The sequence below is a fragment of the Blastococcus sp. TF02-09 genome (genome assembly GCF_003319105.1).
Classification (GTDB): Bacteria; Actinomycetota; Actinomycetes; order Mycobacteriales; family Geodermatophilaceae; genus Blastococcus.
The window spans coordinates 347,332-372,272 of sequence record NZ_QOHH01000003.1 but is presented as its reverse complement, the minus strand read 5'-3'; the positions used below and the strand labels follow the sequence as shown (position 1 = coordinate 372,272).

General features: G+C 74.2%; 20 protein-coding genes. 11 read left to right on the top strand and 9 right to left on the bottom strand.

Going from position 1 to position 24,941, the window contains the following annotated elements:
- Nucleotides 1-2: 2 nt before the first annotated feature.
- Complete coding sequence (locus DQ239_RS06770) at nucleotides 3-1,850, bottom strand: hypothetical protein (RefSeq protein ID WP_113833631.1); 1,848 nt, start codon at nucleotides 1,848-1,850, stop codon at nucleotides 3-5.
- Entirely contained in the window at nucleotides 1,847-3,664 is a 1,818-nt protein-coding gene (locus DQ239_RS20290) for a hypothetical protein (protein ID WP_158544793.1), read from the bottom strand. Before DQ239_RS20290 ends, DQ239_RS06770 begins: the two co-directional genes overlap by 4 nt.
- Before the next feature lie 147 nt (nucleotides 3,665-3,811).
- Between DQ239_RS20290 and DQ239_RS06760 the strand changes: the two genes are divergently transcribed.
- The 3 genes from DQ239_RS06760 (at nucleotide 3,812) to DQ239_RS06750 (ending at nucleotide 8,025) form a co-directional block, all read left to right on the top strand.
- Entirely contained in the window at nucleotides 3,812-4,561 is a 750-nt protein-coding gene (locus DQ239_RS06760) for a type 1 glutamine amidotransferase (RefSeq protein WP_113833762.1), read from the top strand.
- Nucleotides 4,558-7,653, top strand: coding sequence for a bifunctional [glutamine synthetase] adenylyltransferase/[glutamine synthetase]-adenylyl-L-tyrosine phosphorylase (locus DQ239_RS06755; RefSeq protein ID WP_199582723.1), 3,096 nt, complete (start codon nucleotides 4,558-4,560; stop codon nucleotides 7,651-7,653). Before DQ239_RS06760 ends, DQ239_RS06755 begins: the two co-directional genes overlap by 4 nt.
- Before the next feature lie 66 nt (nucleotides 7,654-7,719).
- Nucleotides 7,720-8,025, top strand: a complete 306-nt coding sequence (locus tag DQ239_RS06750; RefSeq protein WP_199582722.1) for a CDGSH iron-sulfur domain-containing protein — start codon at nucleotides 7,720-7,722, stop codon at nucleotides 8,023-8,025.
- 6 nt (nucleotides 8,026-8,031) lie between these two features.
- On the opposite strand, the gene DQ239_RS06745 is transcribed toward DQ239_RS06750, so the two are convergent.
- The gene (locus tag DQ239_RS06745; RefSeq protein ID WP_233488837.1) at nucleotides 8,032-9,057 is read right to left on the bottom strand and encodes an iron-containing redox enzyme family protein; all 1,026 of its coding nucleotides are present in this window, start codon (nucleotides 9,055-9,057) and stop codon (nucleotides 8,032-8,034) included.
- Between the two features lie 81 nt (nucleotides 9,058-9,138).
- Between DQ239_RS06745 and DQ239_RS06740 the strand changes: the two genes are divergently transcribed.
- The 3 genes from DQ239_RS06740 (at nucleotide 9,139) to DQ239_RS06730 (ending at nucleotide 10,878) form a co-directional block, all read left to right on the top strand.
- A complete protein-coding gene (locus DQ239_RS06740) occupies nucleotides 9,139-9,867 on the top strand; it encodes a glutamine amidotransferase (RefSeq protein ID WP_113833630.1) in 729 nt (242 codons plus the stop codon).
- A gap of 325 nt (nucleotides 9,868-10,192) precedes the next feature.
- A complete protein-coding gene (locus DQ239_RS06735) occupies nucleotides 10,193-10,621 on the top strand; it encodes an SPFH domain-containing protein (protein WP_158544792.1) in 429 nt (142 codons plus the stop codon).
- Nucleotides 10,618-10,878 carry a hypothetical protein gene (locus DQ239_RS06730; RefSeq protein ID WP_147252017.1) on the top strand — a complete coding sequence of 87 codons (261 nt, stop codon included), beginning with the start codon at nucleotides 10,618-10,620 and terminating at the stop codon, nucleotides 10,876-10,878. Before DQ239_RS06735 ends, DQ239_RS06730 begins: the two co-directional genes overlap by 4 nt.
- A gap of 66 nt (nucleotides 10,879-10,944) precedes the next feature.
- Here the strand turns inward: DQ239_RS06730 and glnA are convergent, their stop codons facing one another.
- Nucleotides 10,945-12,378 (bottom strand): type I glutamate--ammonia ligase, encoded by a 1,434-nt coding sequence (glnA, locus tag DQ239_RS06725; RefSeq protein ID WP_113833627.1) that lies wholly within the window; start codon nucleotides 12,376-12,378, stop codon nucleotides 10,945-10,947.
- 189 nt (nucleotides 12,379-12,567) lie between these two features.
- Between glnA and DQ239_RS06720 the strand changes: the two genes are divergently transcribed.
- Both DQ239_RS06720 and DQ239_RS06715 read left to right on the top strand, forming a co-directional pair.
- On the top strand, nucleotides 12,568-12,990 hold the full coding sequence (locus DQ239_RS06720) for an RDD family protein (RefSeq protein WP_113833626.1): 423 nt from the start codon (nucleotides 12,568-12,570) through the stop codon (nucleotides 12,988-12,990).
- On the top strand, nucleotides 12,990-13,523 hold the full coding sequence (locus DQ239_RS06715) for an N-acetyltransferase (RefSeq protein ID WP_113833625.1): 534 nt from the start codon (nucleotides 12,990-12,992) through the stop codon (nucleotides 13,521-13,523). Before DQ239_RS06720 ends, DQ239_RS06715 begins: the two co-directional genes overlap by 1 nt.
- Here the strand turns inward: DQ239_RS06715 and DQ239_RS06710 are convergent.
- The 3 genes from DQ239_RS06710 to DQ239_RS06700 form a co-directional block, all read right to left on the bottom strand.
- Nucleotides 13,520-14,287, bottom strand: coding sequence for a DUF4191 domain-containing protein (locus tag DQ239_RS06710; protein WP_113833624.1), 768 nt, complete (start codon nucleotides 14,285-14,287; stop codon nucleotides 13,520-13,522). The genes DQ239_RS06715 and DQ239_RS06710 overlap by 4 nt on opposite strands.
- Nucleotides 14,288-14,312: 25 nt before the next feature.
- Nucleotides 14,313-15,287, bottom strand: coding sequence for a lipoyl synthase (lipA, locus tag DQ239_RS06705; protein WP_113833623.1), 975 nt, complete (start codon nucleotides 15,285-15,287; stop codon nucleotides 14,313-14,315).
- A gap of 83 nt (nucleotides 15,288-15,370) precedes the next feature.
- A complete protein-coding gene (locus DQ239_RS06700) occupies nucleotides 15,371-16,501 on the bottom strand; it encodes a hypothetical protein (RefSeq protein ID WP_147252015.1) in 1,131 nt (376 codons plus the stop codon).
- Nucleotides 16,502-16,617: 116 nt separating this feature from the next.
- Between DQ239_RS06700 and DQ239_RS06695 the strand changes: the two genes are divergently transcribed.
- Nucleotides 16,618-17,544, top strand: a complete 927-nt coding sequence (locus DQ239_RS06695; RefSeq protein WP_113833621.1) for an LLM class F420-dependent oxidoreductase — start codon at nucleotides 16,618-16,620, stop codon at nucleotides 17,542-17,544.
- Nucleotides 17,545-17,562: 18 nt separating this feature from the next.
- Here DQ239_RS06695 and DQ239_RS06690 read toward each other — a convergent pair whose 3' ends face one another.
- On the bottom strand, nucleotides 17,563-18,633 hold the full coding sequence (locus tag DQ239_RS06690) for a class I SAM-dependent methyltransferase (protein WP_113833620.1): 1,071 nt from the start codon (nucleotides 18,631-18,633) through the stop codon (nucleotides 17,563-17,565).
- Between the two features lie 152 nt (nucleotides 18,634-18,785).
- Between DQ239_RS06690 and DQ239_RS06685 the strand changes: the two genes are divergently transcribed.
- Nucleotides 18,786-19,484 carry a helix-turn-helix domain-containing protein gene (locus tag DQ239_RS06685; RefSeq protein WP_113833758.1) on the top strand — a complete coding sequence of 233 codons (699 nt, stop codon included), beginning with the start codon at nucleotides 18,786-18,788 and terminating at the stop codon, nucleotides 19,482-19,484.
- A 9-nt stretch (nucleotides 19,485-19,493) separates the two neighbouring features.
- On the opposite strand, the gene DQ239_RS06680 is transcribed toward DQ239_RS06685, so the two are convergent.
- The gene (locus DQ239_RS06680; RefSeq protein ID WP_233488835.1) at nucleotides 19,494-21,707 is read right to left on the bottom strand and encodes an EAL domain-containing protein; all 2,214 of its coding nucleotides are present in this window, start codon (nucleotides 21,705-21,707) and stop codon (nucleotides 19,494-19,496) included.
- Between the two features lie 315 nt (nucleotides 21,708-22,022).
- Between DQ239_RS06680 and leuS the strand changes: the two genes are divergently transcribed.
- On the top strand, nucleotides 22,023-24,929 hold the full coding sequence (leuS, locus tag DQ239_RS06675; protein ID WP_113833618.1) for a leucine--tRNA ligase: 2,907 nt from the start codon (nucleotides 22,023-22,025) through the stop codon (nucleotides 24,927-24,929).
- Nucleotides 24,930-24,941 lie beyond the last annotated feature (12 nt).

Below are 24,941 nucleotides of genomic sequence, written 5' to 3'. Positions count from 1 at the left end.
CCTCAGCGCGGACCGGGGATCCCCACGACGCCGTCGCCGACGCAGAGGCCGGGTGCGCTCACGCTGAGCGCGGACCCCCCACCGGTCACGCGGAGGTAGAGCGTGTGCGCGCCCGCGACCACCGGGGCGCGCACGGCGGCACCGTCGTCGAGAGCCACCTCGACGACGCCGTCGCCGTCGGCGACGTAGTCCAGCCGCACGGTCCACTCCCGCGAGGACAGCGGGGCGGCCAGCTCCACGGCCGTCCGATCGCCGATCGACCAGCCGCAGCCCGGGAGCGGACCGGGCGCCAGCGGCGTCGGGAAGTCGAGCTGGGCCGGCCGGAGGTTCCCGGCGTCGTCGAGCATCCGCAGGTCGGTGGTCCACGCCTCGATCGGCGGCCGGTCGGGCAGCGACGCGAACACCCGCGAGATCAGGTTAGCCGGGTAGGCCATCGGCCAGAAGACGTCCGACGGCACCGCCTGGTCCAGCAGCGGTACCGCACCCGCGGCAGCGAGCGAGGCCGGGGCGTTGTCGAAGTACTCGGCGGCCGGATCGCTCTCCCACGCGTGCCGGTGGCTGATCGTGGACAGCACCGAGCTGATGACGAAGCCGACGCTCAGCACTGCCACGACCGGGACGAGCCACCGCCGGCGGCGGGCTGCCGGTGCAGCGGCGTCGCCACGGGTGCCGCGCCGCGCGGGCAGGGAGAGGAGCAGTGCGCCGGCCAGGGGCAGGACGACCGACTCGACGGCGTAGTACCGGTAGGCCAGCGGGATGGTGTCCCCCCATCCGGCGCCGGACCGGCCGAGCGCGGCCACGAGCAGCCCCAGACCGGCGGTCGTGACCACCAGTGCCCAGACCGCCGCCGCCCCCCGCAGCCGGACGGACGTCCACAGGCAGGCGAGGAGCAGGAGGAGCCCACCGCCGATCACCGCTTGCTGCGGCAGGGCCGCCAGGGGAGCGCCTCCGTCGGGCAGCGCCCACCGGAAGGGTCCGCCGAGCACCGACGGCGCGATCGCCTTGAACCCCGTGGTGATGGTGAGCAGCACGTCGCCCACGTCGCCGTCGTCCACCGGGTCGGACCGGCGGGTGGAGAAGTAGGTGACCGCCCAGATGCCGAGGACGACGACCGTGCCGATCCACAGGGTCCGGTTGCGCCGCAGCGCTGCGACGACGGGGGAGGGGACGCCGTCCCGGAGCAGGACGACGGCCACCGCGACGACGGCGATCGGCGGCAGCAGCACGGCCTTGAGGTAGAAGGCGAGCCCGAACGCGAGGGCCGCCGTCCCGCTGATCGCGTAGCGCCGGTGGCCGGTCTGCGCGAGCCGCACGGCCGCGGCCACGTACCAGGCCAGGCCGATCTGCAGCGGGATCGAGTTCAGCGCCGCGGCCCACCAGGTGGTCGACCCGAGCGTCAGCGGGGTGAACAGCCCGAAGACGAGGGGCAGGAGGACGGCGGGGCGGTCGCCGAGCACCACGCGCAGCATCCACACCAGCGCCAGGGACGCCAGCGCCTGCAGGAGGAGCACCGACATCGCGGCCGGCCACCACTCCAGCGGCGCTGCCCGCTGGACGAGCCCGGCCACGACGAGGCTCCCGGGCATGAGGTGACCGTCGAAGTCGTACAGGAGGTAGGACGGCGAGAGCAGCGGGAACCGGTCGGCCAGCTGCAGCAGGCGTAGGTCGTCGGCGTAGAACTGCCGTCCCCAGACCAGCCAGCCGCGCACGCCCAGCTGGGCGACGACCAGCAGTGCCGCGAGGGGCAGCACCCACCGCGCGCCCTCCCGGGAGGTGTCGCGCGGCGAGGGCTCGGGGTCGGCCACCGGGGGATGCCCGGTCCGCAGCGAGGTGGTCGAGGCGCCGGTCACCTCGGCACCGCCTCACCCAGCACGCCGGACCGGACGCACAGGGCGGCCCCGGCCGTCTCCGAGGTCAGCTGCAGCACCGCACCCTCGCCCGACAGCCGCAGGAAGACGGTGTCCTGACCCGGCGCGACCTCGGCACGGACGGCGTTCCCCGAGCCGAGGGCGGCCGTGACGGTGCCGGCGCGGTCGGTGGCGTAGTCCAGGGCGAGCGTCCACTCGCCCGGGGGCATCGGCGCGGTCAGGGTCACGGCGGTTTTCGCACCGATCGACCACCCGCACCCGGGCGCCGGGCCTCCGGCGAGCGACACCCCGGGGACCACCTGAGCCGGCTGCAGCTCGCCGTCCTCGTCCAGCATGCGCAGGTCCGGCGTCCACGACGAGAAGGCCGGCCGGTCGGTCACGGTCCCGAACAGCTGCGACACCCGGTGCGCCCCGGTGTCGGAGGGCCACAGCACGTACGGCGGCACCGACTGGTCCAGCAGCGGGGTCGTGCCGGCCTCGGCCAGGGAGTCCTGCACGTTCTCCAGGTATCCCGCGGTGGGATCGGCCTCCCACGCCCGGCGGTGGTCGACGGTCGACGACACCCCGCTCAGCACGTAGCCCACGGTCAGGACGGCGACCGGGACGAGCCACCAGCGGCTCGGCCGCCCGGGCGAGCGGCGGGAGCGGGAGGTCCACCAGGACCGGACGGGGAGCGAGATCAGGAGTGCGCCGGCGGTGGGCAGCAGCACGGACTCGGCCGGGAAGTACCGGTAGGCCAGGGGCAGGATGCTGCCCCACCCGGCCCCCGAGCGCCCGAGCGCGGCCAGGAGCAGGCCGGCTGCGGTGGCCACGACGACCAGCAGCCAGACGGTGGGCGCACCGCGCAGCCGCAGCGAGGTCCACGCGCACGCCACAGCCAGCAGCACCGCGCCGGCGGCGATGAGCCAGGTCGGGAGGTCCGCCAGCGGCGCACCGCCGCCGAGGATCGCCCATCGGTACGGCGCTCCGAGGACAGCGGGCGCCAGCGCCTTGAAGCCGGTGGTAACGGTGACGAGCACGTCGCTCGTGCTGCCGTCGTCCACCGGGGCCTCCTCCCGGGTGGAGAAGTAGGTGAGGGCCCAGACCGCGAGCAAGACGACCGTGCCGAGCCACAGCGTCCATGCCCGGCGCACTGCCGCGACCAGCGGCCAGCGCGTGCCCTCCCGGATGAGGACGACGGTCACCACGACGAACGCGATCGGCGGCAGCAGCACCGCCTTGATGTAGAACGCGAGCCCGAAGGCCAGCGCCGCCGTGCCGCTGACCGCATGGCGGAGGCGGCCGGTCTCCGCCAGCCGCACGGCGTCGGCCAGGAACCACGCCAGCGCGATCTGCAGCGGGATCGAGTTCAGCGCGGCGGCCCACCAGGTGAGGGACCCCATGATCACCGGGGTGAACAGGCCGAAGGCGAGCGGCACGAGCATCACGGGCCGGTCGCCGAGGAGCACGCGCATCAACCGCCACAGGGCCAGCGCCGCCAGCGCCTGCAGCACCATCAGCGAGACGGCGGCGGCCTGCCAGTCCAGCGGCCCGGCCCGCTCGACCAGGTCGGCCACGAGGAACGCGCCGGGCATGAGGTGCCCGTCGAAGTCGTACAGCAGGTACGACGACGAGAACAGCGGGAGCTGCTCCGCGAGCTGCAGCAGGCGGAAGTCGTCGGCGTAGAAGTCGCGGCCCGCCACCAGCCACGCGCGCAGCCCTAGGTGCACGGCGACGAGCAGGGCCGCGGCTCCCAGGACCCAGCGACGGCGCGCGGGGCGGTCGGCACGGGTCTCGGACGGCTGAGGTGGATCCATCACCGGTAGCTCCCGGACCGGGGTCGTGTCCACGTGCACCTCTCCGCCGACGGCGGGGCGAGTGTAGACGCACGTGGTCGCCCCCACGGCGCGAAACGGCCGAGCGACCGTCCGGGTCGTCGGGTGCGCGCGGCTAACCTCGACGGCGTGCCCGACCGCCCCGCACGTCTGCTCGTCGTCGTCCCGAGCGAGACCGACCCGCCCGCCCGGCTGGGTGCGTGGCTGGCCGATGCGGGGCTGACCCTCGACGAGCGGCACCTGCGCCGCGGTGACCGCCTGCCGGACTCGCTGGTCGAGCACGACGGGCTGCTCGTCCTGGGCGGACCGCAGTCGGCCACGGACGACGACGCCACCAGCCCCGAGCTGGTCGGCGTCCGGGCGCTGTTGCGGGAGGCCGTCGCAGCCGACCTGCCCACGCTGGCGGTGTGCCTGGGCGCCCAGCTGCTCGCCGCGGCCGGGGGAGGAGCGGTCCGGGTCGGCGCCGAGGGCCCGGAGGTCGGCGCCACGCTCGTGGCCAAGCGGGACGCCGCGTACGCCGACCCGGTCTTCGGCCCGCTGCCGCTGGCGCCCGACGTGATCCAGTGGCACCACGACGAGATCGCCGCGCTGCCGCCCGGTGCGACGCTGCTGGCCAGCAACCCGCACTACGCCCACCAGGCCTTCCGCGTGGGCGAGGCGGTCTACGGCATCCAGTTCCACATCGAGACGACGCCGGAGCTGGTGCGCTCCTGGGCCGCCGGCGACCCGGTCGGGGTGGCGGCCGCGCCGGTCGACGTCGAAACGCTGTGCGCCCGGTCCGACGCCGTGCACGACGACCTCGCCGAGACGTGGGCCCCGTTCGCGGCCCGCTTCGCCGAGCTGGTGCGGGCGCGCGCCGCCGCCGGAGCGGCCCGATGACCTCCGAGGTGGAGATCCCGCGCCGCGCCGTCGTCCGGCTGGTCCGGTTCGGCTTCGAGGACGGCGAGCGCGCGGCCCGGCTGCTGTCCGACCCGGACCTCGGGCTGTGGGACCTCGAGCGGAACGAGCCGGCCGATCCCGAGGCCGGGCCGGTGGTCGCGGCGCTGGCCCGGGCGGGGGACCCCGACCTCGCCGTCCGCTCGCTGCACCGCCTGGTCGAGGCGCTGGACGCGGCCGACGACAGCGGTGGGTCGGCGGCCTCGCTGCTGGCCCGGCTGCGCGGGTCGGCGCCGCTGCGCAGCCGGCTGCTCGCGGTGCTGGGCGCGAGCTCCGGCCTGGCCGACCACCTCGCCGTCCACCCCGACGACTGGACCGTCCTGGACGACGGCGACGACGGCACGGTTCGGCCGACGTCCCAGGCGCTAGAGCGGATGATGCTCACCGCCGTGGGCGCCGATCCGGACGACCCGCCCTGGGGCGTCCGCCTGGGCAAGGGCGCGCCCGACGCGTCTCCCGCCCGCGTCTCGGCGCTCCGGCTGGCCTACCGCCGCGCGATCCTCTCCCTGGCCGGGCGCGACCTCGGGGACTCGCTGCCCGCGGAGGACGTCGCGGCCGAGCTCGCCGACATCGCCGCCGCCGTCCTCACCGCCGGGCTCGCGCTGGCCGTGGCGGAGCAGCCGGCCGACGCCGCCGCCTGCCGGCTGGCGGTCATCGCGCTCGGCAAGACCGGCGGGCGGGAGCTCAACTACGTCAGCGACGTCGACGTCGTCTTCGTCGGCGAGCCGGTGGACCCCTCGGACTCCGACAGCGCCGCCCTGGGCAGCGCCACCCGGGTGGCCGCCGCGCTCATGCGGATCTGCCGCGAGGCGGCGTGGGAGGTCGACGCGGCGCTGCGGCCCGAGGGCAAGGCCGGCGTCCTGGTGCGCACCCTCGCCGGCCACACCGCCTACTACGAGCAGTGGGCCAGCACCTGGGAGTTCCAGGCGCTGCTCAAGATGCGCCCGGTCGCCGGCGACCCCGACCTGGGCCGGGAGTACGTCGAGGCCCTGTGGCCGATGGTGTGGCGCGCCGGCGACCGGCCCGGCTTCGTCGGCGAGGTGCAGGCGATGCGCCGCCGGGTCGAGGACAACATCCCGCCCGCGCAGGCCGAGCGGGAGCTCAAGCTGGGCCGCGGCGGCCTCCGCGACGTCGAGTTCGCCGTCCAGCTGCTGCAGCTCGTGCACGGCCGCGTCGACCCCGCGCTCCGCGTGGGCGGCACCCTGCCGGCCCTGATGGCGCTGTCGTCCGGCGGCTACATCGGCCGGGACGACGCCGCGACGCTCATCGCCTCCTACCGGTTCCTGCGCACCGTCGAGCACCGGCTCCAGCTGCTGCGGCTACGGCGCACCCACCTGCTGCCCACGGACGAGCAGCAGCTGCGCTGGCTGGCCCGGTCGATGGGCTACAAGCCCGACGCCCGGGGCGGCGCGACCGAGGTGCTGAAGGCCGAGCTGGCCCTGCACACCCGCGAGGTGCGCCGGCTGCACGAGAAGCTCTTCTACCGGCCGCTGCTGTCGGCGGTCGCCCGGGTGCCCGGCGAGCACCTGCACCTGGGCTCGAAGGCGGCCGGCGACTGGCTCCGAGCGCTGGGCTTCGGCGACCCGGACGCCGCGCTGCGGCACCTCGCGGCCCTGACCGGTGGCGTCTCGCGGTCGGCGTCGATGCAGAAGTACCTGCTCCCGGTGCTGCTGCAGACCTTCGCGTCCTGCCCGAACCCCGACGCGGGGCTGCTGGCCTACCGGCAGGTCAGCGAGGCGCTCGGCGGCAACCAGTGGTACCTGCGGCTGCTGCGCGACGAGGGGCAGGTGGCCGAGCGGCTCGCCCAGCTGCTGGGGTCCAGCCAGTACGTCGCCGGGCTGCTGACCCGCACGCCCGAGGCGCTGCGGCTGCTCGCCGACGACGACGAGCTGGAGCCGCGCGGGGTGGCGGCGCTGACCAAGGCGTGGCGGCAGGCCGCCGGCCGGGCCGGTGACCCGCAGGCGAGCATGCGGGTGCTGCGCGGGCTGCGCCGCCAGGAGCTGCTGCGGATCGCCTGCGCCGACCTGCTCGGGCGCCTGGACGTGCTGCGGGTCGGCGAGGCGCTGACCGACGTCGCCGTCGCCACGCTGCAGGCCGGCCTGGACGTCGCCCTGCGCGCGCAGGCGCTGGACACCGGCACCGACGTCGCGGACCTGCCGATGGACATGGCGGTCATCGGCATGGGCCGGCTCGGGGGCGGGGAGATGGGCTACGGCTCCGACGCCGACGTCCTCTTCGTGCACCGCCCGCGGGCCGGGGCCGACGACGCCGCGGCGACGGCGGCGGCCAACGCCGTGGCCCACACGCTGCGGCGGCTGCTCGCCGAGCCCGCGCCCGACCCGGCGTTCGAGATCGACGCCGACCTGCGGCCGGAGGGCCGCCAGGGGGCGATGGTCCGCAGCCTGTCGGCGTACCGGGAGTACTACGACCGCTGGATGTCGGTGTGGGAGGTGCAGGCGCTGCTCCGGGCGACACCGGTGGCCGGCGACGAGCAGCTCGGCGCCGACTTCGTCGCGCTGATCGATCCCATCCGCTATCCCGAGGGCGGCCTTGGTGCCGAGCAGGTCGCCGAGATCCGGCGGATCAAGGCCCGGGTGGAGCGGGAGCGGCTGCCGCGCGGGGCCGACCCCGCTACCCACACCAAGCTCGGCCGCGGCGGGCTGGCCGACGTCGAGTGGACCGTCCAGCTGCTGCAGCTGCAGCACGGCGCCGAGGTCGAGGGGCTCCGGGTGCGCTCGACCGTCCAGGCGCTCGCCGCAGCCGGCGACGCCGAGCTGATCACCGCCGAGGACGCCGCCGCCCTGCGCGCGGCGTGGGAGCTGGCCACCCGGGCGCGCAACGCGATCTTCCTGGTGCGCGGGCGACCGAGCGACCAGCTGCCCCGGCCGGGGCTGGAGCTGGAAGGGGTGGCGCGGGCCTGCGGCTACGGCCCCGACGCGGAGCCGGGCCAGTTCCTGGACGACTACCACCGGACCACGCGGCACGCACGCAGGGTCGTCGAGCGCGTCTTCTACGGGCGACCCGCGGAGGGCTGAGCCGCCCGTTCACCCGGCGGGGTCGCACCGGGTGTGCGCTCCGGGACGGCGGGGCAGTGTGTGCCCGTGCAGCCATCGCCGTCCGCAGAGCCCGAGCAGCCCGACGACGCCGTCCCCGGTGCCGCCGAGGAGGGCGCGACCATCACGCCCTACCGCGACGGCCCGCTGATCGTCCGCGGGGACTTCCGGCTGGTGGACCAGGACGGCGCCGAGATCGACCCCGGCCGCCGGACCGTCGCGCTGTGCCGCTGCGGGAAGTCGGGCATCAAGCCCTTCTGCGACGGGACGCACAAGCGCGCCGGGTTCTCCGCGCCCAGCGCACCGAGCCGTCCCCGGCCCGCCGCCCAGCTGCGGGACGTCGCCGGGGACTGACCCGCGTCAGGCGGCCAGCGAGGGCTGGGCGCGCAGCGCGCTGCGGCCGGCCTCCCAGGCGCCGAGCAGGTGCCGTGCGGCCAGGCCGTCCATCGCCAGGGAGCTCCGCGCACCGAACAGGACGTCGGCGGCCAGCTCGGGGTTCTCGGCGACGAACGCCCCGCACATGTCCACCGAGGCGATCTGCTCGTGCACGGCGTCGGCCTCCACGTGCTCGTCGTAGAACACCGTGGTGGACTCGGTGAACCCCAGCCGGCGCAGCCCCGAGGAGTACCGCCGGCTCGGCTCGGACGAGGTCATCTCCACCGTGGCCAGGTGGCCGAGGGCCGCGCCCCGCCACCGCCGGTGCAGGCCGAACAGCGACATGGTGTTGACGTTGGCGAAGGCGACCGCCGGGGCGTCGTCCCACAGCGCGCCGTAGCCGGAGTCCAGCCCGAGGTCGCGCATCAGGCCGCCGAACAGCTCGCTGTGCATGCGCGCCGCCGACCCGCCGCCGTACTCGTCGGCCTGGATCTCCACCATGGCCGCCTTGGTCCGGCCGCTCAGGCGGGGGATCGCGAAGGTGTGCGGGTCGGCCTCCTTGAGGTGGTAGACCGACCGCACGGTCAGGTACTCCCGCCACTGCTCGAGGTCGCCGTGCCGGGCCAGGAACCTCGACAGCGAGGGGCCGTCGTCGGCCGCGATGGCGGCGGTGAGCTGCACGTCGATCGGCTCGTCGGTGGCGGCGACGGGTCCCACGAGCTCCAGCAGCGCGGCCAGGTGCCGCTGCTCGAGGGTGCCACGCACCCGCAGGAGCTCCGGGTCCCACTCCCAGGCGTCGTCGACGTCGTCGAACCCGCGGTAGTGCAGCTCGTAGCAGATCGCCAGCGACAGCTGCAGGTCCTCATCGGTCAGGGCGTCGGTCGTGTCCTCGGCCAGGCGGGCGGCGCTGTCCAGCGTGGACGTCGAGAGCGGCGGCGGGGAGGCCAGGTCACGGACGAGGGACTCGCTGAGCTGACCACGGGGAGCAGGCAGGTGCATGACGGTCCGCATGCCCAGGACCACCCGGTTCGATACCTGGCCGCCTGTGATGTCCCCCGTGCGGGCCGGGGCCGGCGGCCTAGGCTCCGCACCGTGCGGCCCTTCCTCCTGCTCTCCACCCGCGCCGAGGACGTCGCCGCCGACGACGAGTACGCCGGGTTCCTGCGGGCCACGGGGCTCGCGGAGCGGGAGCTGCGTCGCATCCGGGTGGAGGCCGGGCCGCTGCCGGACGTCGACCTGGACGCCTACGCGGGCATCCTGCTGGGCGGCAGCCCCTTCACCACCAGCGACCCGGTCGAGGCGAAGTCCGCCGTGCAGCGACGGGTCGAGCGCGAGCTGGGACTGCTGCTGGATCGCGTCGTCGCCCGCGACTTCCCCTTCCTCGGCGCCTGCTACGGCATCGGGACGCTGGGCACCCACCAGGGCGGGGTGGTCGACCGGACGTACGGGGAGCCGATCTCGGCGGTGCGGGTGGAGCTCACGCCGGATGGCCGGGACGACCCGCTGCTCGCGGGGATGCCGCCGGCGTTCGACGCCTTCGTCGGGCACAAGGAGGCGTGCCGGGTGCTGCCGCCGTCCGCGGTGCTGCTGGCCGGGTCGGCGGGGTGCCCGGTTCAGATGTTCCGCGTCGGCAGCAACGTCTACGCCACCCAGTTCCACCCGGAGCTCGACGTCGCCGGCCTGGTCACCCGCATCCACGTCTACCGCGACGCCGGCTACTTCCCCCCGTCCGAGCTCGAGGCGCTCGTCGCGCGGGTCACGCCGTCCGTGGTGACCGAGCCGGCCAGGCTGCTGGCCTCCTTCGTCGCCCGCTTCGGGTGACCCGCCGGTCCGTCTTGCCTACGGCGACGGGCTTGTCCGGCGGCGCGCCGCGAAAACCGGCGGACCGGGGGCCGGGGCCCCGTTACAGTCTCGCCTGCCCGTGATCAGCAGCCGGGCGGCATCGCCGCCGCAGGTCCTGCGTGTCGATCACGGGCTGCCATGTAGGGCAAGCGTCTCAGGAACGCGCGGGTTCGACTCCCGATGCCGTTCGGCGGGCGGTCATCCCGGCTCCGGCGGTCTGCAGCGCTGCGCGCGCTCCCCGTCGGCGCCCGACCGCCCGCCGTCCGGTCCGTGCTCCGGAGGACAGGAGAGGAGGGCAGGAGACGTGAAGATCGTGGTCCAGGAGTGGGAGCGGGTCCTGCTCTACCGGGACGGTCACTTCGAGGAGGCGCTCGGGGCCGGCCGTCACCGCCGGTCACGGCGCAGGCGTTCGTGGATCCGGGTGGTGGTCCGGCCGCGGCCGCTGGTCGTGTCGAGCCAGGAGGTGCTCACCGCCGATGGGCTGTCGGTGAAGGTGAGCCTCACGGCTGTGGTGCGGACGTCGGATCCCCGGCGCTGGCACGAGACCGTCGAGGACGCCGATTCCTTCGTCTACGGGGCCCTGCAGATCGCGCTCCGCGAGGCGGTCGCCGCCCGGACGCTGGACGAGCTGCTCGCCGCCCGCGGGTCGCTTCCCGACGACGTGCTCGCCGGGGCGGGGCAGCGGCGGACGACGTCGGCGTGGTCCTCGAGCGCCTTTCGCTCCGCGACGTGATGGTGCCGGCCGAGCTGCGGCGGGCCGCAGCGGACGTCGCCGTGGCGCGCGCGCAGGGTCAGGCGGTGCTCGAACGCGCTCGGTCGGAGGTGGCCGCGACGAGGGCGCTGGCGAACGCGGCCCGCATGGTCGCCGAGCAGCCGGCACTCCTCCAGCTGCGCACGCTGCAGGCGGTGGAGGCCGGGGGAGCGACGGTCGTCCTCACGACGGGCGCAGCCACGGTGGACCCGGCCAGCGTGGTCGGCCGAGACGGCTGACCACGTCCGGACGCACCGCGGCCCCCGTCCTGACGGGCAGGACGGGGGCCGCGGCGGCGGTACGACTCAGATGTCGTAGTACATCGCGAACTCGTGCGGGTGCGGGCGCAGGCGGATCGGGTCGATCTCGTTGGCCCGCTTGTAGTCGATCCACGTCTCGATCAGGTCGGGGGTGAACACCCCGCCGTCGATCAGGTACTCGTGGTCGGCCTCGAGGTTGTCCAGCGCGGCGTCCAGCGACGCGGGGACCTTCTCGATGCCCAGGGCCTCCTCGGGCGGCAGCTCGTAGAGGTCCTTGTCCACCGGCGCCGGCGGCTCGATCTTGTTCTTCACGCCGTCCAGGCCGGCCATGAGCATCGCCGAGAAGGCGAGGTAGGGGTTGGCCGACGGGTCGGGCACGCGGAACTCGATGCGCTTGGCCTTCGGGCTGTCACCGGAGATCGGGATGCGGAGGCAGGCCGAGCGGTTGCGGGCCGAGTAGACCAGGTTGATCGGGGCCTCGTAGCCGGGCACCAGGCGGTGGTAGCTGTTCACCGTCGGGTTGGTGAAGGCCAGCAGCGACGGGGCGTGGGCTAGCAGGCCGCCGATGTAGTGGCGGGCCGTGTCGGACAGGCCCGCGTAGCCGGTCTCGGCGTGGAAGAGCGGCTGACCGTCCTTCCAGAGGCTCTGGTGGCAGTGCATGCCGGAGCCGTTGTCCCCGAACAGCGGCTTGGGCATGAAGGTGGCGGTCTTGCCGGCGGCCCAGGCGGTGTTCTTGATGACGTACTTGAACAGCATCAGGCTGTCGGCCGAGCGCAGCAGGGTGTCGAACTTGTAGTTGATCTCCGCCTGCCCGCCGGTGCCCACCTCGTGGTGCCCGCGCTCGAGCTCCAGCCCCGCGCTGATGAGGTTCTTCATCATGTCGGCGCGCAGGTCGCTCTGCTGGTCGTAGGGCTCGACGGGGAAGTAGCCACCCTTGGGGCGGGCCTTGTACCCACGGTTGGGGCTGCCGTCGAACTCGGTGGCAGCGCCGCTGCGCCAGGAGCCCTCGCCGGAGTCGACGTGGTAGTAGCCCTCGTTGATCGTGGTGTCGTAGCGCACCGAGTCGAAGACGTAGAACTCCGCCTCGGGACCGAAGTAGGCGGTGTCGGCGATGCCGGACGACGCCAGGTACGCCTCGGCCTTCTTCGCCACGTTGCGCGGGTCGCGGCTGTAGGCCTCGCGCGTGATCGGGTCGTGGATGAAGAAGTTGACGTTCAGCGTCTTGTGCTTGCGGAACGGGTCCACGAAGGCGCTGTTGGCGTCGGGGAGCAGGAGCATGTCCGACTCGTTGATCGCCTGGAAGCCGCGGATCGACGAACCGTCGAAGCCCAGGCCCTCGGAGAACGTGTCCTCGCCGAACGTCGACGCCGGGATGGTGAAGTGCTGCATGACGCCGGGCAGGTCGCAGAAGCGCACGTCGACGAACTCGACGTCGTTGTCGCGGATGTAGCTGGCGACCTCGTCGGGACTGGTGAACATCGATCCTCCGGGATTCGTGGGCGGCCGAACGGAAAGCTACGAGGCCGGAGTTGCCCCCGGGTGTCCCGAGTGTTTCGGCGGCGTAACAACGGTTGTCGGCGTGTCGGGTGTCGGTCGGCCCCCTGCGCGGTCCCGCCCCGCACGGACGCGGGGTGGGAGGCAGGGGGCCTTCTCACTACCCTGGCGGTCATGATCAGGGACGGGTCCTCACCCTCTCAGCAGCGCCCGCGGGGCGCCTCCCTGGGGTTGCCGGCCGAGGGGCCCGGGTCGTTGGCGGCCTTCACCACGCGCGTCGGGGCCTTCCTGGTCGACTCGCTCGCCGCCGCCCTGGTCGCCGGCCTGTTCACCGCGCCGGAGCTGCCCGGCAACTGGAGCCTGGTCTCCTTCGCCGTCCTCACCGTCGTCTCGCTGGTGGCGGCCGGCCAGACCCCGGGCATGCGGCTGCTCGGCCTCCGGCTGGCCCATCCGCAGCCCGGCGCGCGGCTGGCGCTCTGGCGGGCCGTCGTGCGCACCGGACTGCTGGTGCTGCTCGTGCCGGCGCTGCTGGTCGACGCCGACGGCCGCGGTCTGCACGACCGGCTCACCGGCACCGCCGTCGTCCGTGACCGCTGATGATCGTCCGTCGTGAGCGCCCCGGCGACCACGACGCCGTGCACGCCCTGCACCGGGCGGCGTTCGCCCGCGATCCGGCGACGGGGCGGGAACGGCCCCCGGAGGACGTCGTCGAGGAGCGGCTGGTCGACGCGCTGCGCGAGGACCCCGGCTTCCTGCCGCACCTCTCGCTGGTCGCCGAGCGGGACGACGTCGTCACCGGGCACGTGCTCGTCACGCGCGGGTGGCTCGAGCCGGCCGGCACCCCGGTGCTGGGCCTGGGGCCGCTCGGTGTGCTGCCGGAGGCACAGGGCCGCGGCGTCGGGACGGCGCTGGTCCACTCCGTGCTCGCGGTGGCCGAGGCGGCCGGCGAGACGCTCGTGGCGCTGCTCGGGGACCCGGCCTACTACGGCCGCTTCGGCTTCCGGGCCGCCGAGGACCTCGGCATCAGCGCTCCCGAGCCGCGGTGGGGCCGGCACTTCCAGGCGCGGTGGCTGGCCGGGCCGCGGACCGGTGGCACCTTCCGGTACGCCGACCCCTTCCAGCGGCTCTAGCGGCGGCGCACCTGGCGCTGGCTGATCGACATCTGCCGGCCGCCGGGCAGCGGGCCGCCCGGGACCGGCATCCGCGGGCCGCCCAGGGCGCTCATCCGGCGGCCGAGGCTGTTGAGCTCGGCGGCGCTGAGGTTGCGGGGGAGCTTCATGATGTGGGCGCTGAGCCTGGGCAGCGGTACCTGGCCCTCGCCGTCGCCGACCAGGATGTCGTAGATCGGGGTGTCGCCGACGACCCGCGCGACCTTCTTCTTCTCCTGAGCCAGCAGGCTGCGCACCCGGGAGGGCGCGCCCTCGGCGACCAGGATGACGCCGGGGCGGCCCAGCACGCGGTGGACGGCGTCGAGCTGCGTGGTGCCGGCGACACCGGAGGTCACCCGCCAGTCGCCCCGCATGCCCTCGAGCACCCAGGCGGCCGCACCGGGCTGCCCCTCCACCTGCCGGTAGGCCGAGCCCTGCGCGCGCCGCCCGAAGACGATCAGCGTGGCCAGCACGGCGAACACCAGCGCGATGGGGAGGAAGACCAGCGGCAGGCTGAGCAGGATGCCGATCAGCTCGACGACGGTGAAGACGGCCACGAAGGTGATCAGCAGCAGCCAGGGGAGCTTCGGGTCGTTCTTGGCCGTCAGCGTGTACGCCTGCTTGATCATGCGCACGTTGGCGCCGAGCTTCTTGAGCCGCCCGACCTTGGGGTTGCCCTTCTTGTCCAGCTTCACCGCGGGCGCGGAGGCGGCGGTGGAGCCGGACGAGGGCTTGCTGCGTGCCATGCCTGCAGGATACGGCCGGACCGGGTCACACCTGCGGGGCGAGTCCCCGGGCGCTGACGGCCTGCTGGTAGAGCCGGCCGGCGCGGTAGGAGCTGCGCACCAGCGGCCCGGCGAGGACACCGGGGAACCCGATCGCCTCGGCGTCGGCCTGGAACTCGACGAACTCCTCGGGCTTGACCCACCGCACGACGGGGTGGTGCCGCGGCGAGGGGCGCAGGTACTGGGTGATGGTGAGCAGGTCGCAGCCGGCGTCGTGCAGCGCCTGCATGGTCTCCCGGACCTCCTCGGGCTCCTCGCCCATGCCGAGGATGAGGTTGGACTTGGTCACCAGGCCGGCCTCGCGGGCGGCGGTGATGACGGCGAGAGAGCGGTCGAACCGGAACCCGGGGCGGATGCGCTTGAAGATCCGCGGCACGGTCTCGACGTTGTGCGCGAGCACCTCGGGGCGGGAGGAGAAGACCTCCGCCAGCTGCGCGGGGTCGGCGTTGAAGTCCGGGATGAGCAGCTCGACCCCGCAGCCGGGGAGCTGGGCGTGGATCTGCCGGACGGTCTCGGCGTAGAGCCACGCGCCGCCGTCGGGCAGGTCGTCACGGGCGACGCCGGTGACGGTCGCGTACTTCAGGCCCATGGTCGCGACGCTCTCGGCGACCCGGCGCGGCTCGTCGGCGTCGAAGTCGGCGGGCTTGCCGGTGTCGATCTGGCAGAAGTCGCAGCGCCGGGTGCACTGGTCGCCGCCGATGAGGAAGGTGGCCTCGCGGTCCTCCCAGCACTCGTAGATGTTGGGGCAGCCGGCCTCCTCGCAGACCGTGTGCAGCCCCTCGCGGCGGACCAGCGACTTCAGCTCGGTGTACTCCGGCCCGGTCTTCAGCCGGGTCTTGATCCACTCCGGCTTGCGCTCGATCGGGACCTGGCTGTTGCGCACCTCGAGGCGGAGCAGTTTGCGGCCGGCCGGCTCCAGCGGGGAGTCCTGGGCAGGGACCGGGGACACCGACGAGCTCATGATCCTCACGGTACCCGCGCCGGACGCCGCAGCCCCCGTCGCGCGGGCAACGGGGGCTGCGGCGTGGAGCACAGGGAGACGGATCAGACCTCGCGGTCCGTCGGCCCGGCGGTGGGGCCCGCCTCCTCGGCGCCGCCCGAGGTGAAGGGCCGCGGGGTGTTCTTGATGTCCTCGTCGGCGGACGTCGGACCGTCGCCCTCGACGAACTGGGCGTCGCGGACGCCCATGTCCGACTCGTCGGGCGCGGAGTCACCGGTCGTGTCGGCGGTGGAGACGGTCTTGCCGCCGAAGTCGTTCGAACTGGGCACGGGGTCCTCTCGGTAGCTCGGGACCGGGCCGTCGCTCGCGGGCGCGGGGGTCCAGTCGTCTTGCGGCCTGCGCCGCAGGAACACGAAGGCGGCCGTACCCAGCGCGAGGGCGGCGAACACCCACGGCCACCGACGGCGCGGCTCGGGCTCGGCGCCGATCGTCCGCTTGACCGTCGCGGCGGTGGCCAGCGCGGCCTTCTCGAAGTCGCGGTGCTTCTTGCCCGCCTTCTTGCGCGCCTTCTTGGCCGCCTTGCGGGCCTTGCGGCCGGACTCGGCGGCAGCCGCGGCGAACTCGGCGCGGCGGGCGTCGATCTCGCTGCGGGCGCTGTCCACGCCGGCGAGCAGCGTGTCACGCGCGCTGTCCAGGGCCGGGGTGACCGCGTCGCGGGCGGCGGTCACCTTGGGGGCGGCGTAAGCCAGGGCGGCGACCTGGGCGGCCTCGAGCCGCGGCGCGACGTCGTCCTTCAGCGTCTTCTGGGCGGCCTTCTGCGCCGCCTCGACGCGGGGCGCGAGGTCCGCGGCGGCCTTCGCCGCTGCGGCCCGGGAGGCGGCCACCGCGGCCGCGGCCCGGGGGCCGGCGGCGTCCAGGTGCGGAGCCAGCGCGTCGCGGGCCGCCTCCACCCGGGGCGCGACGGCGTCACGCGCCGCCTCCACCCGGGGGGCGACGGCGTCACGGGCGCCGGCGACGGCCGGAGCCGCGGCGGCGACCGCGGCCGCGACCTTGGGGACGACGGCGACCTTGGCCGCCTCGTATGCGGGTGCGGCTGCCTCGCGGGCGGCCGCCACGCGGGGGCCCACCTGCTCTGCTGCGAGACGGCCGGCCTGGGTGGCTGCCACCCCGAGGTGGGTGAGACCCTCCTGCAGTTCGGCGCCGATGACCTGACCGCGCGTCTTCTTGCGGAACACGAGCTGCACCTCCGAGTTGATCGCTTGGCGATCATCCTGCCCGGTCCGGACGGTGAGCACACCCCCGGACCCCAGGTCGGTGCGCGCAGGGGCAGTTGTGTGGCTAGCGTCTCACCGTGCTGCTCCGCATCTTCACCGAACCGCAGATGGGCGCCACCTACGACGACCTGCTCGCCGTGGCACGTCGCACCGAGGAGACCGGCTTCGACGCCTTCTTCCGGTCCGACCACTACCTGACCATGGGCGGCGACGGCCTGCCGGGGCCGACCGACGCCTGGGTGACCCTCGCCGGGCTGGCGCGCGAGACCAGCCGCATCCGGCTGGGCACGCTCATGACGGCGGGTACCTTCCGGCTGCCCGGGCCCCTGGCCATCTCTGTCGCCCAGGTGGACCAGATGAGCGGTGGCCGGGTGGAGCTGGGCATCGGCTCGGGCTGGTTCGAGAAGGAGCACGCCGCCTACGGCATCCCCTTCCCCTCGCTGGGGGAGCGGTTCGACCGGTACGAGGAGCAGCTGGCGATCATCAGCGGGCTGTGGAGCACGCCGCCGGGCGCGACCTTCGACTTCACCGGGCAGCACTACCGGCTCACGGACTCGCCGGCGCTGCCCAAGCCGGTGCAGGCCGGGGGCATCCCGATCCTCGTCGGGGGTGGCGGCAGGAAGCGCACCCCGCGGCTGGCCGCCCGGTACGCCGCCGAGTTCAACGTCCCGTTCATGTCGGCCGAGGACAACGGGCGGCTGTTCGCCGGCGTGCGGGAGGCCTGCGACGAGGCGGGGCGCGATCCGTCGTCCCTGGTGTACAGCTCCGCGCTGGTGCTGTGCGTGGGCAAGGACGAGGCCGAGCTCGCCCGCCGCGCCGCCGCGATCGGCCGTGACGTGGACGACCTGCGTGCCCACGGCGTCGCCGGGACGCCGGCCGAGGCCGTCGACGTCCTCGGCCGGTACGCCGAGGCGGGCGCCGAGCGGGTGTACCTGCAAGTGCTCGACCTGTCCAACCTCGACCACCTGGACCTGGTGGCCTCGGAGGTCGCGCCGCAGCTCTGAGACCACCGGGTCCCGGGATCACCGACGGCGGCCCCAGGTCAGCGCGTGCATGGGGGTGAGCGACGCCGTCCCCAGGTCGGTGAAGCCGTGCCGGGAGAGCAGCTCGTCGTAGGCCGCGCGGGGGAGCAGCTGGTCGTCGATCTGCGCCTCGAAGAACTGGATGCCGCTCATGATCCGCCCGGGCGTGCTGCGCAGCCCCTCGTCGGTGTCCGGGAACGGGAAGTCCGAGATCACGAACCAGCCACCGGGCTCGAGTGCGTCCCGCACGTTCCCCGTCACCCGGTCGATGTCGCGGCACTCGTGCATCGAGATGTTGTTGACGACGAGCGTGGCCGGCTCCTCCAGCGCCATGTCCTCGAGCGCGCTGTGCACCAGCGTGACGCGGTCGGCGACACCGGCGGCGGCGACGCGCTCGCGCGCCAGCTCGATCGAGTGGGCGTCGCCGTCGACACCGGTCACCTGGCACCGCGGGTAGGTGGTCGCCAGCCGGACCGCGCCCACCCCGGAGCCGCACGCGGTGTCGACGACGGTGCAGCCCGTGGTGAGCCGCTCGGCCAGGCCGGGCACCTGCTCGAGGCCCGCGGGCACCAGCCGGGTGTAGAACGGCGTGCCGGTTCCGGTGACGGCGGCGATCCACTCCGGGCTGGTGTCCTCCCACCACATGCGCTCTCCGGAGGTCAGCGACGCCTCGAAGCGACCGAACATCTCCGGCGCCTCCGCCACGGTGAAGACCCCGCCGACGTAGGCGGGGGACGAGGTGTCCAGCAGCAGCGTGGCCATGTGGTCGCCCAGCCGGAAGCCGGCGCCCTGACGCTCCAGCACCCCGGCGCCGAGCGCTGCCCGGCACCAGACGGCGACGTAGAAGGGGTCCATGCCCAGGGCGTCGGCGAGGTCGTCGGCGGTCGCGGGGGAGTCGGCCAGCTGCCGGAGCAGGCCGCTGCGCAACCCCATGGAGACGGTGCGCGCACCCATGTAGCCGGCGATCAGCGACAGCACCTTCGGGGCGGTGTCGGCGAGCGTCGCCGGGCCCTCGGTGGTGGTCGCCGGTGCGGGGATGGACGACGGGGTGCTGGTGCGGCTGGTGGTCATCGCGGGACTCCGGGAGGAGGGGGAGGGACGTCCCGACCGTCCCGCCGCGCACCGGCACCGCTCCAGTGCTGGATCTGTACCGCCGGGACGCGGGCCCCTTCCCGCCCGGGAGGCGCGGTCCTACGGTCGGACGACCGGTGGACGGAGGCGCCATGCCCTCGCAGTACGGCCAGTTCTGCCCGGTCGCCAAGGCGATGGAGCTGCTCGACGAGCGGTGGACGATGCTCGTGGTCCGGGAGCTGATGCTGGGCAGCCGGCACTTCAACGCGCTGCGTCGGGGCGTGCCGCGGATGTCCCCGGCGCTGCTGTCCAAGCGGCTGCAGACCCTGACCCGGGCCGGCGTCGTGGAGCGGCGGCTGGAGGGCAACCGGGTCACCTACCGGCTCACCGAGGCCGGCCGGGAGCTCGAGCCGATCGTCGAGGCCGTCGGCCGGTGGGGCGTGCGGTGGGTGCCGCAGCTCGGCGACGAGGACCTGGACCCGCACCTGCTGCTGTGGGACATGCACCGCAATGTCGACACCGAGGCGGTTCCCGACGGGCGCACGGTCATCGCCTTCGTGCTGACCGACGTGGAGCCTGCGGCCCGGCGGTGGTGGATCGTCGTCACCGGCGAGGGGGTGGACGTCTGCGACGTCGACCCGGGGGATCCGCCACGGGTCACCGTCGAGGCCGGTCTGCGCACCCTCACCCGCGTGTGGCGCGGCGACGTCGACTGGGCCACCGTGCTGCGCTCGGGGGAGCTGGTGCTGCGCGGCGAGCGCCCGGCCTGCCGGGCGCTGCCCCGCTGGCTGGCGCTGACCGACCTCGCCCGCACGCCGCGGCCGGCCCGTCGGGACCTCGACCGGGTCTGAGCGCCGCGGTCAGCCGACGCGGGAGCCGCGGGCCTCGGCCAGCCAGGAGCGGAAGTCCGCCACCGGCATGGGATGGGCGATCCCGAAGCCCTGCGCGACGTCGCAGCCCAGGTCCGCCAGCACCGCCGCGGTCTGGTCGTCCTCGACGCCCTCCGCGACCAGGGAGAGGCCGAGCTCGTGGGCGAGCGCGACCGTGTGGCGCACGATCGCGGCGGCCCGGGGCTCGGCGGCGACGTCGTGGGTGAGGCTGCGGTCCAGCTTCAGCTCGTCGGCCGGCAGGTGCCGGAGGTAGGTCAGGCTGCTGTAGCCGGTGCCGTAGTCGTCGATGGACGTGCGCACGCCGAGGCGCCGCAGCTCGCCGAGCACCTGCTGCCCCCGCTCGGGGTCGGTCATCAGGGTGTCCTCGACCAGCTCGAGGGTGAGCGCGCGAGCTGGCAGCCCGTGGCGGACCAGCGCCTGGGCCACCTTGCCGGGCAGGTCCAGGTCGGTGACGTTGGCCGCCGAGAGGTTGACCGACACCGGCACCTCCTGCGACGGCCACCAGCTGGCGGCGGCGGACAGGGACAGCGCCAGCACGGTGTCGGCCAGCGGGCGCAGCAGCCCGGCCTGCTCGGCGGCGGGCAGCAGGTCGGCGGGGGAGAGGAGGCCGCGGACCGGGTGTCGCCAGCGCACCAGGGCCTCGGCGCCCACCACGCCGCCGTTCCGCAGGTCGACCTGCGGCTGCAGGTGGACCTCGATCTGGTCGTCGCGCCCGAGGGCCGTGCGCAGCTGCTCCATGGTGCGGAGCCGGTCGCCGGTGCCGCCGCGGGGATCGGGCACGTAGACGTGCACGCCCGCGCGGCTGGTCTTGGCGGAGTACATGGCGACGTCGGCGCAGCGCAGCAGTTCCTCGACGGTGGCGGCCGGCACGGGGGTGCTGGCCACGCCGATGCTCACGCCGACGTGCAGTCGGATGCCCTCGACGGTGACCGGCTGGAGCACCAGGTCGCGGAGCCGGTGGGCCAGGCCCTCGGCGGCGTCCAGGGTCGCATCCGGCATCACGACGGCGAACTCGTCGCCGCCCAGCCGGGCGAGCAGGTCACCGCCGCGCAGGGCGGGCACCAGCCGCGGCCCGATCTGGCGCAGCAGGGAGTCGCCGGCGTGGTGGCCGAGGCTGTCGTTGACCTCCTTGAAACCGTCCAGGTCCAGCAGCAGGAGGGCGGCGGGCCGGTCGGGCGAGGCCTCGGCGACGACCGACGTCGCCCGCTCGAGCAGGGCCCGGCGGTTGGGTAGGCCGGTGAGCTCGTCGGTGCGGGCCTCCGCCTTGACCGCGTTGTAGGCCCGGACCTCCCGGAAGGTGATCGCCACCCGCGCCAGGGCGGCGAGCGCACACCCGACGGCCAGCCAGGCTGCCGCGGAGTTGAACCGGTTGCCCCCGTCCAGCGCCAGGACGACCAGGCTGGCGACGTTGCAGGCGAGCGGTACGGCGACCACCCGCCAGCCGACCCGGCTGGTGGCCGAGCCGCCGGCCGGGGCCGCGGTCCGGTCGGCGCTCGCGGCCGTCGCCATCAGCGTGACCGCGATCAGCCAGGTGAGGTCGAGGGGCCCGCCCTCCACGTAGATGCCCTGGGTGGCCAGGTCGAGGAAGACGATGTCGCCGCCCAGGTTGGCGATGATGGCCGCGGCGAGCAGCAGGAGGGTGCGGTCGCCCCGCAGACCCAGGATGGCGCCCGCCGCGACGAGCAGGCCCAGCAGGACGACGTCGGCCACCGGGTAGGCCAGGCTGGTGAGCACCGCGGCGGTGTGGCCGTCGGTGAGCTCCAGGGCCGGGCCGAGCATGACGGCCACGGCCACGGCACCCGCGCCGAGCGCCCCGACGACGCCGTCCAGCCACATGCTCGTGTGGAAGCGGGTCACCCGGGCTCGGATGAGGGCGACCAGCGCGACGTACAGGGGCAGGTAGTAGCCGAGGTAGAACAGGTCCGCGACCGACGGGTAGGGCTCCACGTCCATCCGCGTGATCACCAGCGTGTACACCAGGTTGCCGACGAGGCCGAGGGTGATGGCGGTGGCCAGCGCGGCCCAGGCACGCCGGTCGCGGCCGGCCCGGCGGGCGGCCAGGACGCAGACGCAGGCCGCGCCGACGTACACGGCGTTGTAGAGGACCAGGTCGTAGGCGGTGGTCCAGAACGCGCCGTCCGGGCGCGGGCCGACGCCGGTGGCGAACAGCGCGAGCGCCGTCACGGTGACGGCGAGGGCAGCCCGCGAACCCCGGGTCGACGGATTCTGTTGCACACGACCATGTCGGCTCCCGTCCGCCCTGACTGGACGACATCCGGGGTCCCCCACCCGTCGGGGTGAGGGCTCGTCCCGACGTCACCGGGACCGCCCCGACGAGCAGTCCTCGGGTCGCCGTGCAGCGCGGTAGCATCGGAGGCGTGACCGGCGGGTTCCTGCTTCCCCTGCCGTGCTGATCTGACTCCAGCAGACAGCACGGCGGCCCCTCCTGCGTGAGGGGTTTTTTCATGCCCGCCGTCGGACGAGACCAGGAGCACGACGATGAGCCAGACCGCCGACCAGACCGGCGTCGAGCAGCCGACGGCGAACGGATCGGGTGGGGACGTCCCGCGCCACCGCTACACGCCCGCGCTCGCCCAGCAGATCGAGCTGTTCTGGCAGGACCGCTGGGAGGCCGAGGGGACGTTCCACACGCCAAACCCGACCGGGCGGCTGAGCGAGGGCTTCGAGCGGGTCGCCGACCGGCCGAAGTTCTTCGCGATGGACATGTTCCCGTACCCCTCCGGCGCGGGGCTGCACGTCGGCCACCCCCTGGGCTACCTGGGCACCGACGTCACCAGCCGCTTCCGCCGGATGGACGGCGACAACGTGCTGCACCCGATGGGCTTCGACGCCTTCGGCCTGCCCGCGGAGCAGTTCGCCGTGCAGACCGGGCAGCACCCGCGCATCACCACCGAGGCCAACATCGCCGCCATCAGCGCCCAGCTGCGGCGGCTGGGCGTCGACCACGACCAGCGGCGGACCTTCGCCACGATCGACCCGGGCTACTACAAGTGGACCCAGTGGATCTTCCTGCAGATCTTCGGGTCCTGGTTCGACGAGGACGCGAACCGGGCGCGCCCGATCGAGGAGCTGGTCGCCGAGCTGGACGCCGGCACCCGCGAGCCGGCCCCCGGCACCAACCCGTCGGGCCGCCCGTGGTCCGAGCTGGACGAGCGGGAGAAGAAGGCCGTCGTCGACGCCCACCGGCTGGCCTACCTGAACGAGGCGCCGGTGAACTGGTGCCCGGGTCTGGGCACTGTGCTGTCCAACGAGGAGGTGACCGCCGACGGCCGCTCCGAGCGGGGCAACTTCCCGGTGTTCCGGCGCCCGCTCAAGCAGTGGATGATGCGGATCACCGCCTACGCCGACCGGCTGCTGGCCGACCTGGACCGGCTGGACTGGCCCGAGTCGCTGAAGCTGATGCAGCGCAACTGGATCGGCCGCTCGACGGGCGCCCGGATCCGTTTCGCCGCCGCCGGGGAGACGATCGAGGTCTTCACCACCCGCCCGGACACCCTGTTCGGCGCGACCTACGTGGTGCTGGCGCCCGAGCACCCGCTGGTCGGCGCGCTGACCGCCGACGCGTGGCCCGACGGCACCGACCCCCGCTGGACCGGCGGCGCGGCGACCCCGGCCGAGGCGGTGCGGGAGTACCAGCGCCAGGCGTCCCGGCGCTCGGAGCTGGACCGCCAGGACGCCGGCCGCGAGAAGACCGGCGTCTGGCTGGGCGTCACCGCCGTCAACCCCGTGAACGGCCGCGAGCTGCCGGTGTTCATCGCCGACTACGTGCTCACCGGTTACGGCACCGGCGCGATCATGGCGGTGCCGGGCGAGGACACCCGCGACTTCGAGTTCGCCGAGGCGTTCGGGCTGCCCGTCGTCCGCACCGTGCAGCCGCCGGCGGACTTCGCGGGCGGGGCCTTCACCGGTGTCGGCCCGATGATCAACTCGTCGAACGACGAGGTCTCGCTGGACGGCCTGGAGAAGTCCGAGGCGATCGAGCGGATCACCGCGTGGCTGGTCGCGCACGGCGCCGGCGAGGCGACCACCACCTACAAGCTGCGCGACTGGCTGTTCAGCCGGCAGCGCTACTGGGGCGAGCCGTTCCCGATCGTGTACGACGAGGACGACCGCCCCGTCGCCGTCCCCACCTCGATGCTGCCGGTGCTGCTGCCCGAGGTCGACGACTACTCGCCGCGGACGTTCGACGACGACGACGCCGACTCCGCGCCCGAGCCGCCGCTGTCGCGGGCCACCGACTGGACGACGGTGGAGCTGGACCTGGGCGACGGGCCGAAGCGGTACCGCCGCGAGACCAACACGATGCCCAACTGGGCCGGGTCGTGCTGGTACTACCTGCGCTACCTGGACCCCGGCGACGACGACCAGATGGTCGACCCGGAGCTGGAGCGGTACTGGATGGGGCCGCGGGAGCCGGGTGACACCGGTGGCGTGGACCTGTACGTGGGCGGGGTCGAGCACGCGGTGCTGCACCTGCTGTACGCCCGGTTCTGGCACAAGGTCCTGCACGACCTGGGCCACGTCTCCAGCGAGGAGCCGTTCCGCCGGCTGGTCAACCAGGGCTACATCTCCGCCTACGCCTACACCGACGAGCGCGGCTTCTACGTGCCCGCCGCCGACGTGGTCGAGAGGGACGGGCAGTTCTTCTACGAGGGCAAGCCGGTCAACCGCGAGTACGGGAAGATCGGCAAGAGCCTCAAGAACATGGTCACGCCGGACGAGATGATCGGCGCGTACGGGGCCGACACGTTCCGCGTGTACGAGATGTCCACCGGCCCGCTGGAGCAGTCGCGGCCGTGGGAGACCAAGGCCGTCGTCGGTTCGCAGCGGCTGCTGCAGCGGATCTGGCGCGTGGTGGTCGACGAGGTCTCCGGCGACGTGCGCGCCGCCGACGACGTCGAGCCCGCCGAGGCGACGCTGCGTGCCCTGCACCAGGCCATCGACGGCGTCCGCGACGGCTACAGCACGCTCCGGTTCAACATCGCGATCGCCCGCATCACCGAGCTGACCAACCACCTGACCCAGGCCTACGGGGCGACGTCCCCGGTGCCGCGGTCGGTGGTGGAGCCGCTGGTGCTGCTGGTCGCCCCGCTGGCCCCGCACCTGGCCGAGGAGCTGTGGTCGCGGCTGGGCGGCGAGGGATCGGTGGCATGGGCGCCGTTCCCGGTCGCCGAGCAGCGCTGGCTGGTCGAGGACACGGTGCAGGTCGCGGTGCAGGTCAACGGCAAGGTGCGCGCGCAGGTGAGCGTGCCGGCCGACGCCGACGCCGCGGCGCTCGAGGCCGCGGCGCGTGCCGACGACAAGATCGCCGCCCACCTCGACGGCGCGACCGTCCGCCGCGTCGTCGCCGTCCCCGGCCGGCTGGTCAACTTCGTCCTCGGCTGAAAAGCGGTTGCC

Coding starts and splice junctions, on each gene's coding strand:
- DQ239_RS20290 (WP_158544793.1), bottom strand. CDS start 3,664: ATGGATCCACCTCAGCCGTCCGAGACCCGTGCCGACCGCCCCGCGCGC.
- DQ239_RS06755 (WP_199582723.1), top strand. CDS start 4,558: ATGACCTCCGAGGTGGAGATCCCGCGCCGCGCCGTCGTCCGGCTGGTC.
- DQ239_RS06745 (WP_233488837.1), bottom strand. CDS start 9,057: ATGCGGACCGTCATGCACCTGCCTGCTCCCCGTGGTCAGCTCAGCGAG.
- glnA (WP_113833627.1), bottom strand. CDS start 12,378: ATGTTCACCAGTCCCGACGAGGTCGCCAGCTACATCCGCGACAACGAC.
- DQ239_RS06720 (WP_113833626.1), top strand. CDS start 12,568: ATGATCAGGGACGGGTCCTCACCCTCTCAGCAGCGCCCGCGGGGCGCC.
- DQ239_RS06715 (WP_113833625.1), top strand. CDS start 12,990: ATGATCGTCCGTCGTGAGCGCCCCGGCGACCACGACGCCGTGCACGCC.
- DQ239_RS06710 (WP_113833624.1), bottom strand. CDS start 14,287: ATGGCACGCAGCAAGCCCTCGTCCGGCTCCACCGCCGCCTCCGCGCCC.
- lipA (WP_113833623.1), bottom strand. CDS start 15,287: ATGAGCTCGTCGGTGTCCCCGGTCCCTGCCCAGGACTCCCCGCTGGAG.
- DQ239_RS06690 (WP_113833620.1), bottom strand. CDS start 18,633: ATGACCACCAGCCGCACCAGCACCCCGTCGTCCATCCCCGCACCGGCG.
- DQ239_RS06685 (WP_113833758.1), top strand. CDS start 18,786: ATGCCCTCGCAGTACGGCCAGTTCTGCCCGGTCGCCAAGGCGATGGAG.
- leuS (WP_113833618.1), top strand. CDS start 22,023: ATGAGCCAGACCGCCGACCAGACCGGCGTCGAGCAGCCGACGGCGAAC.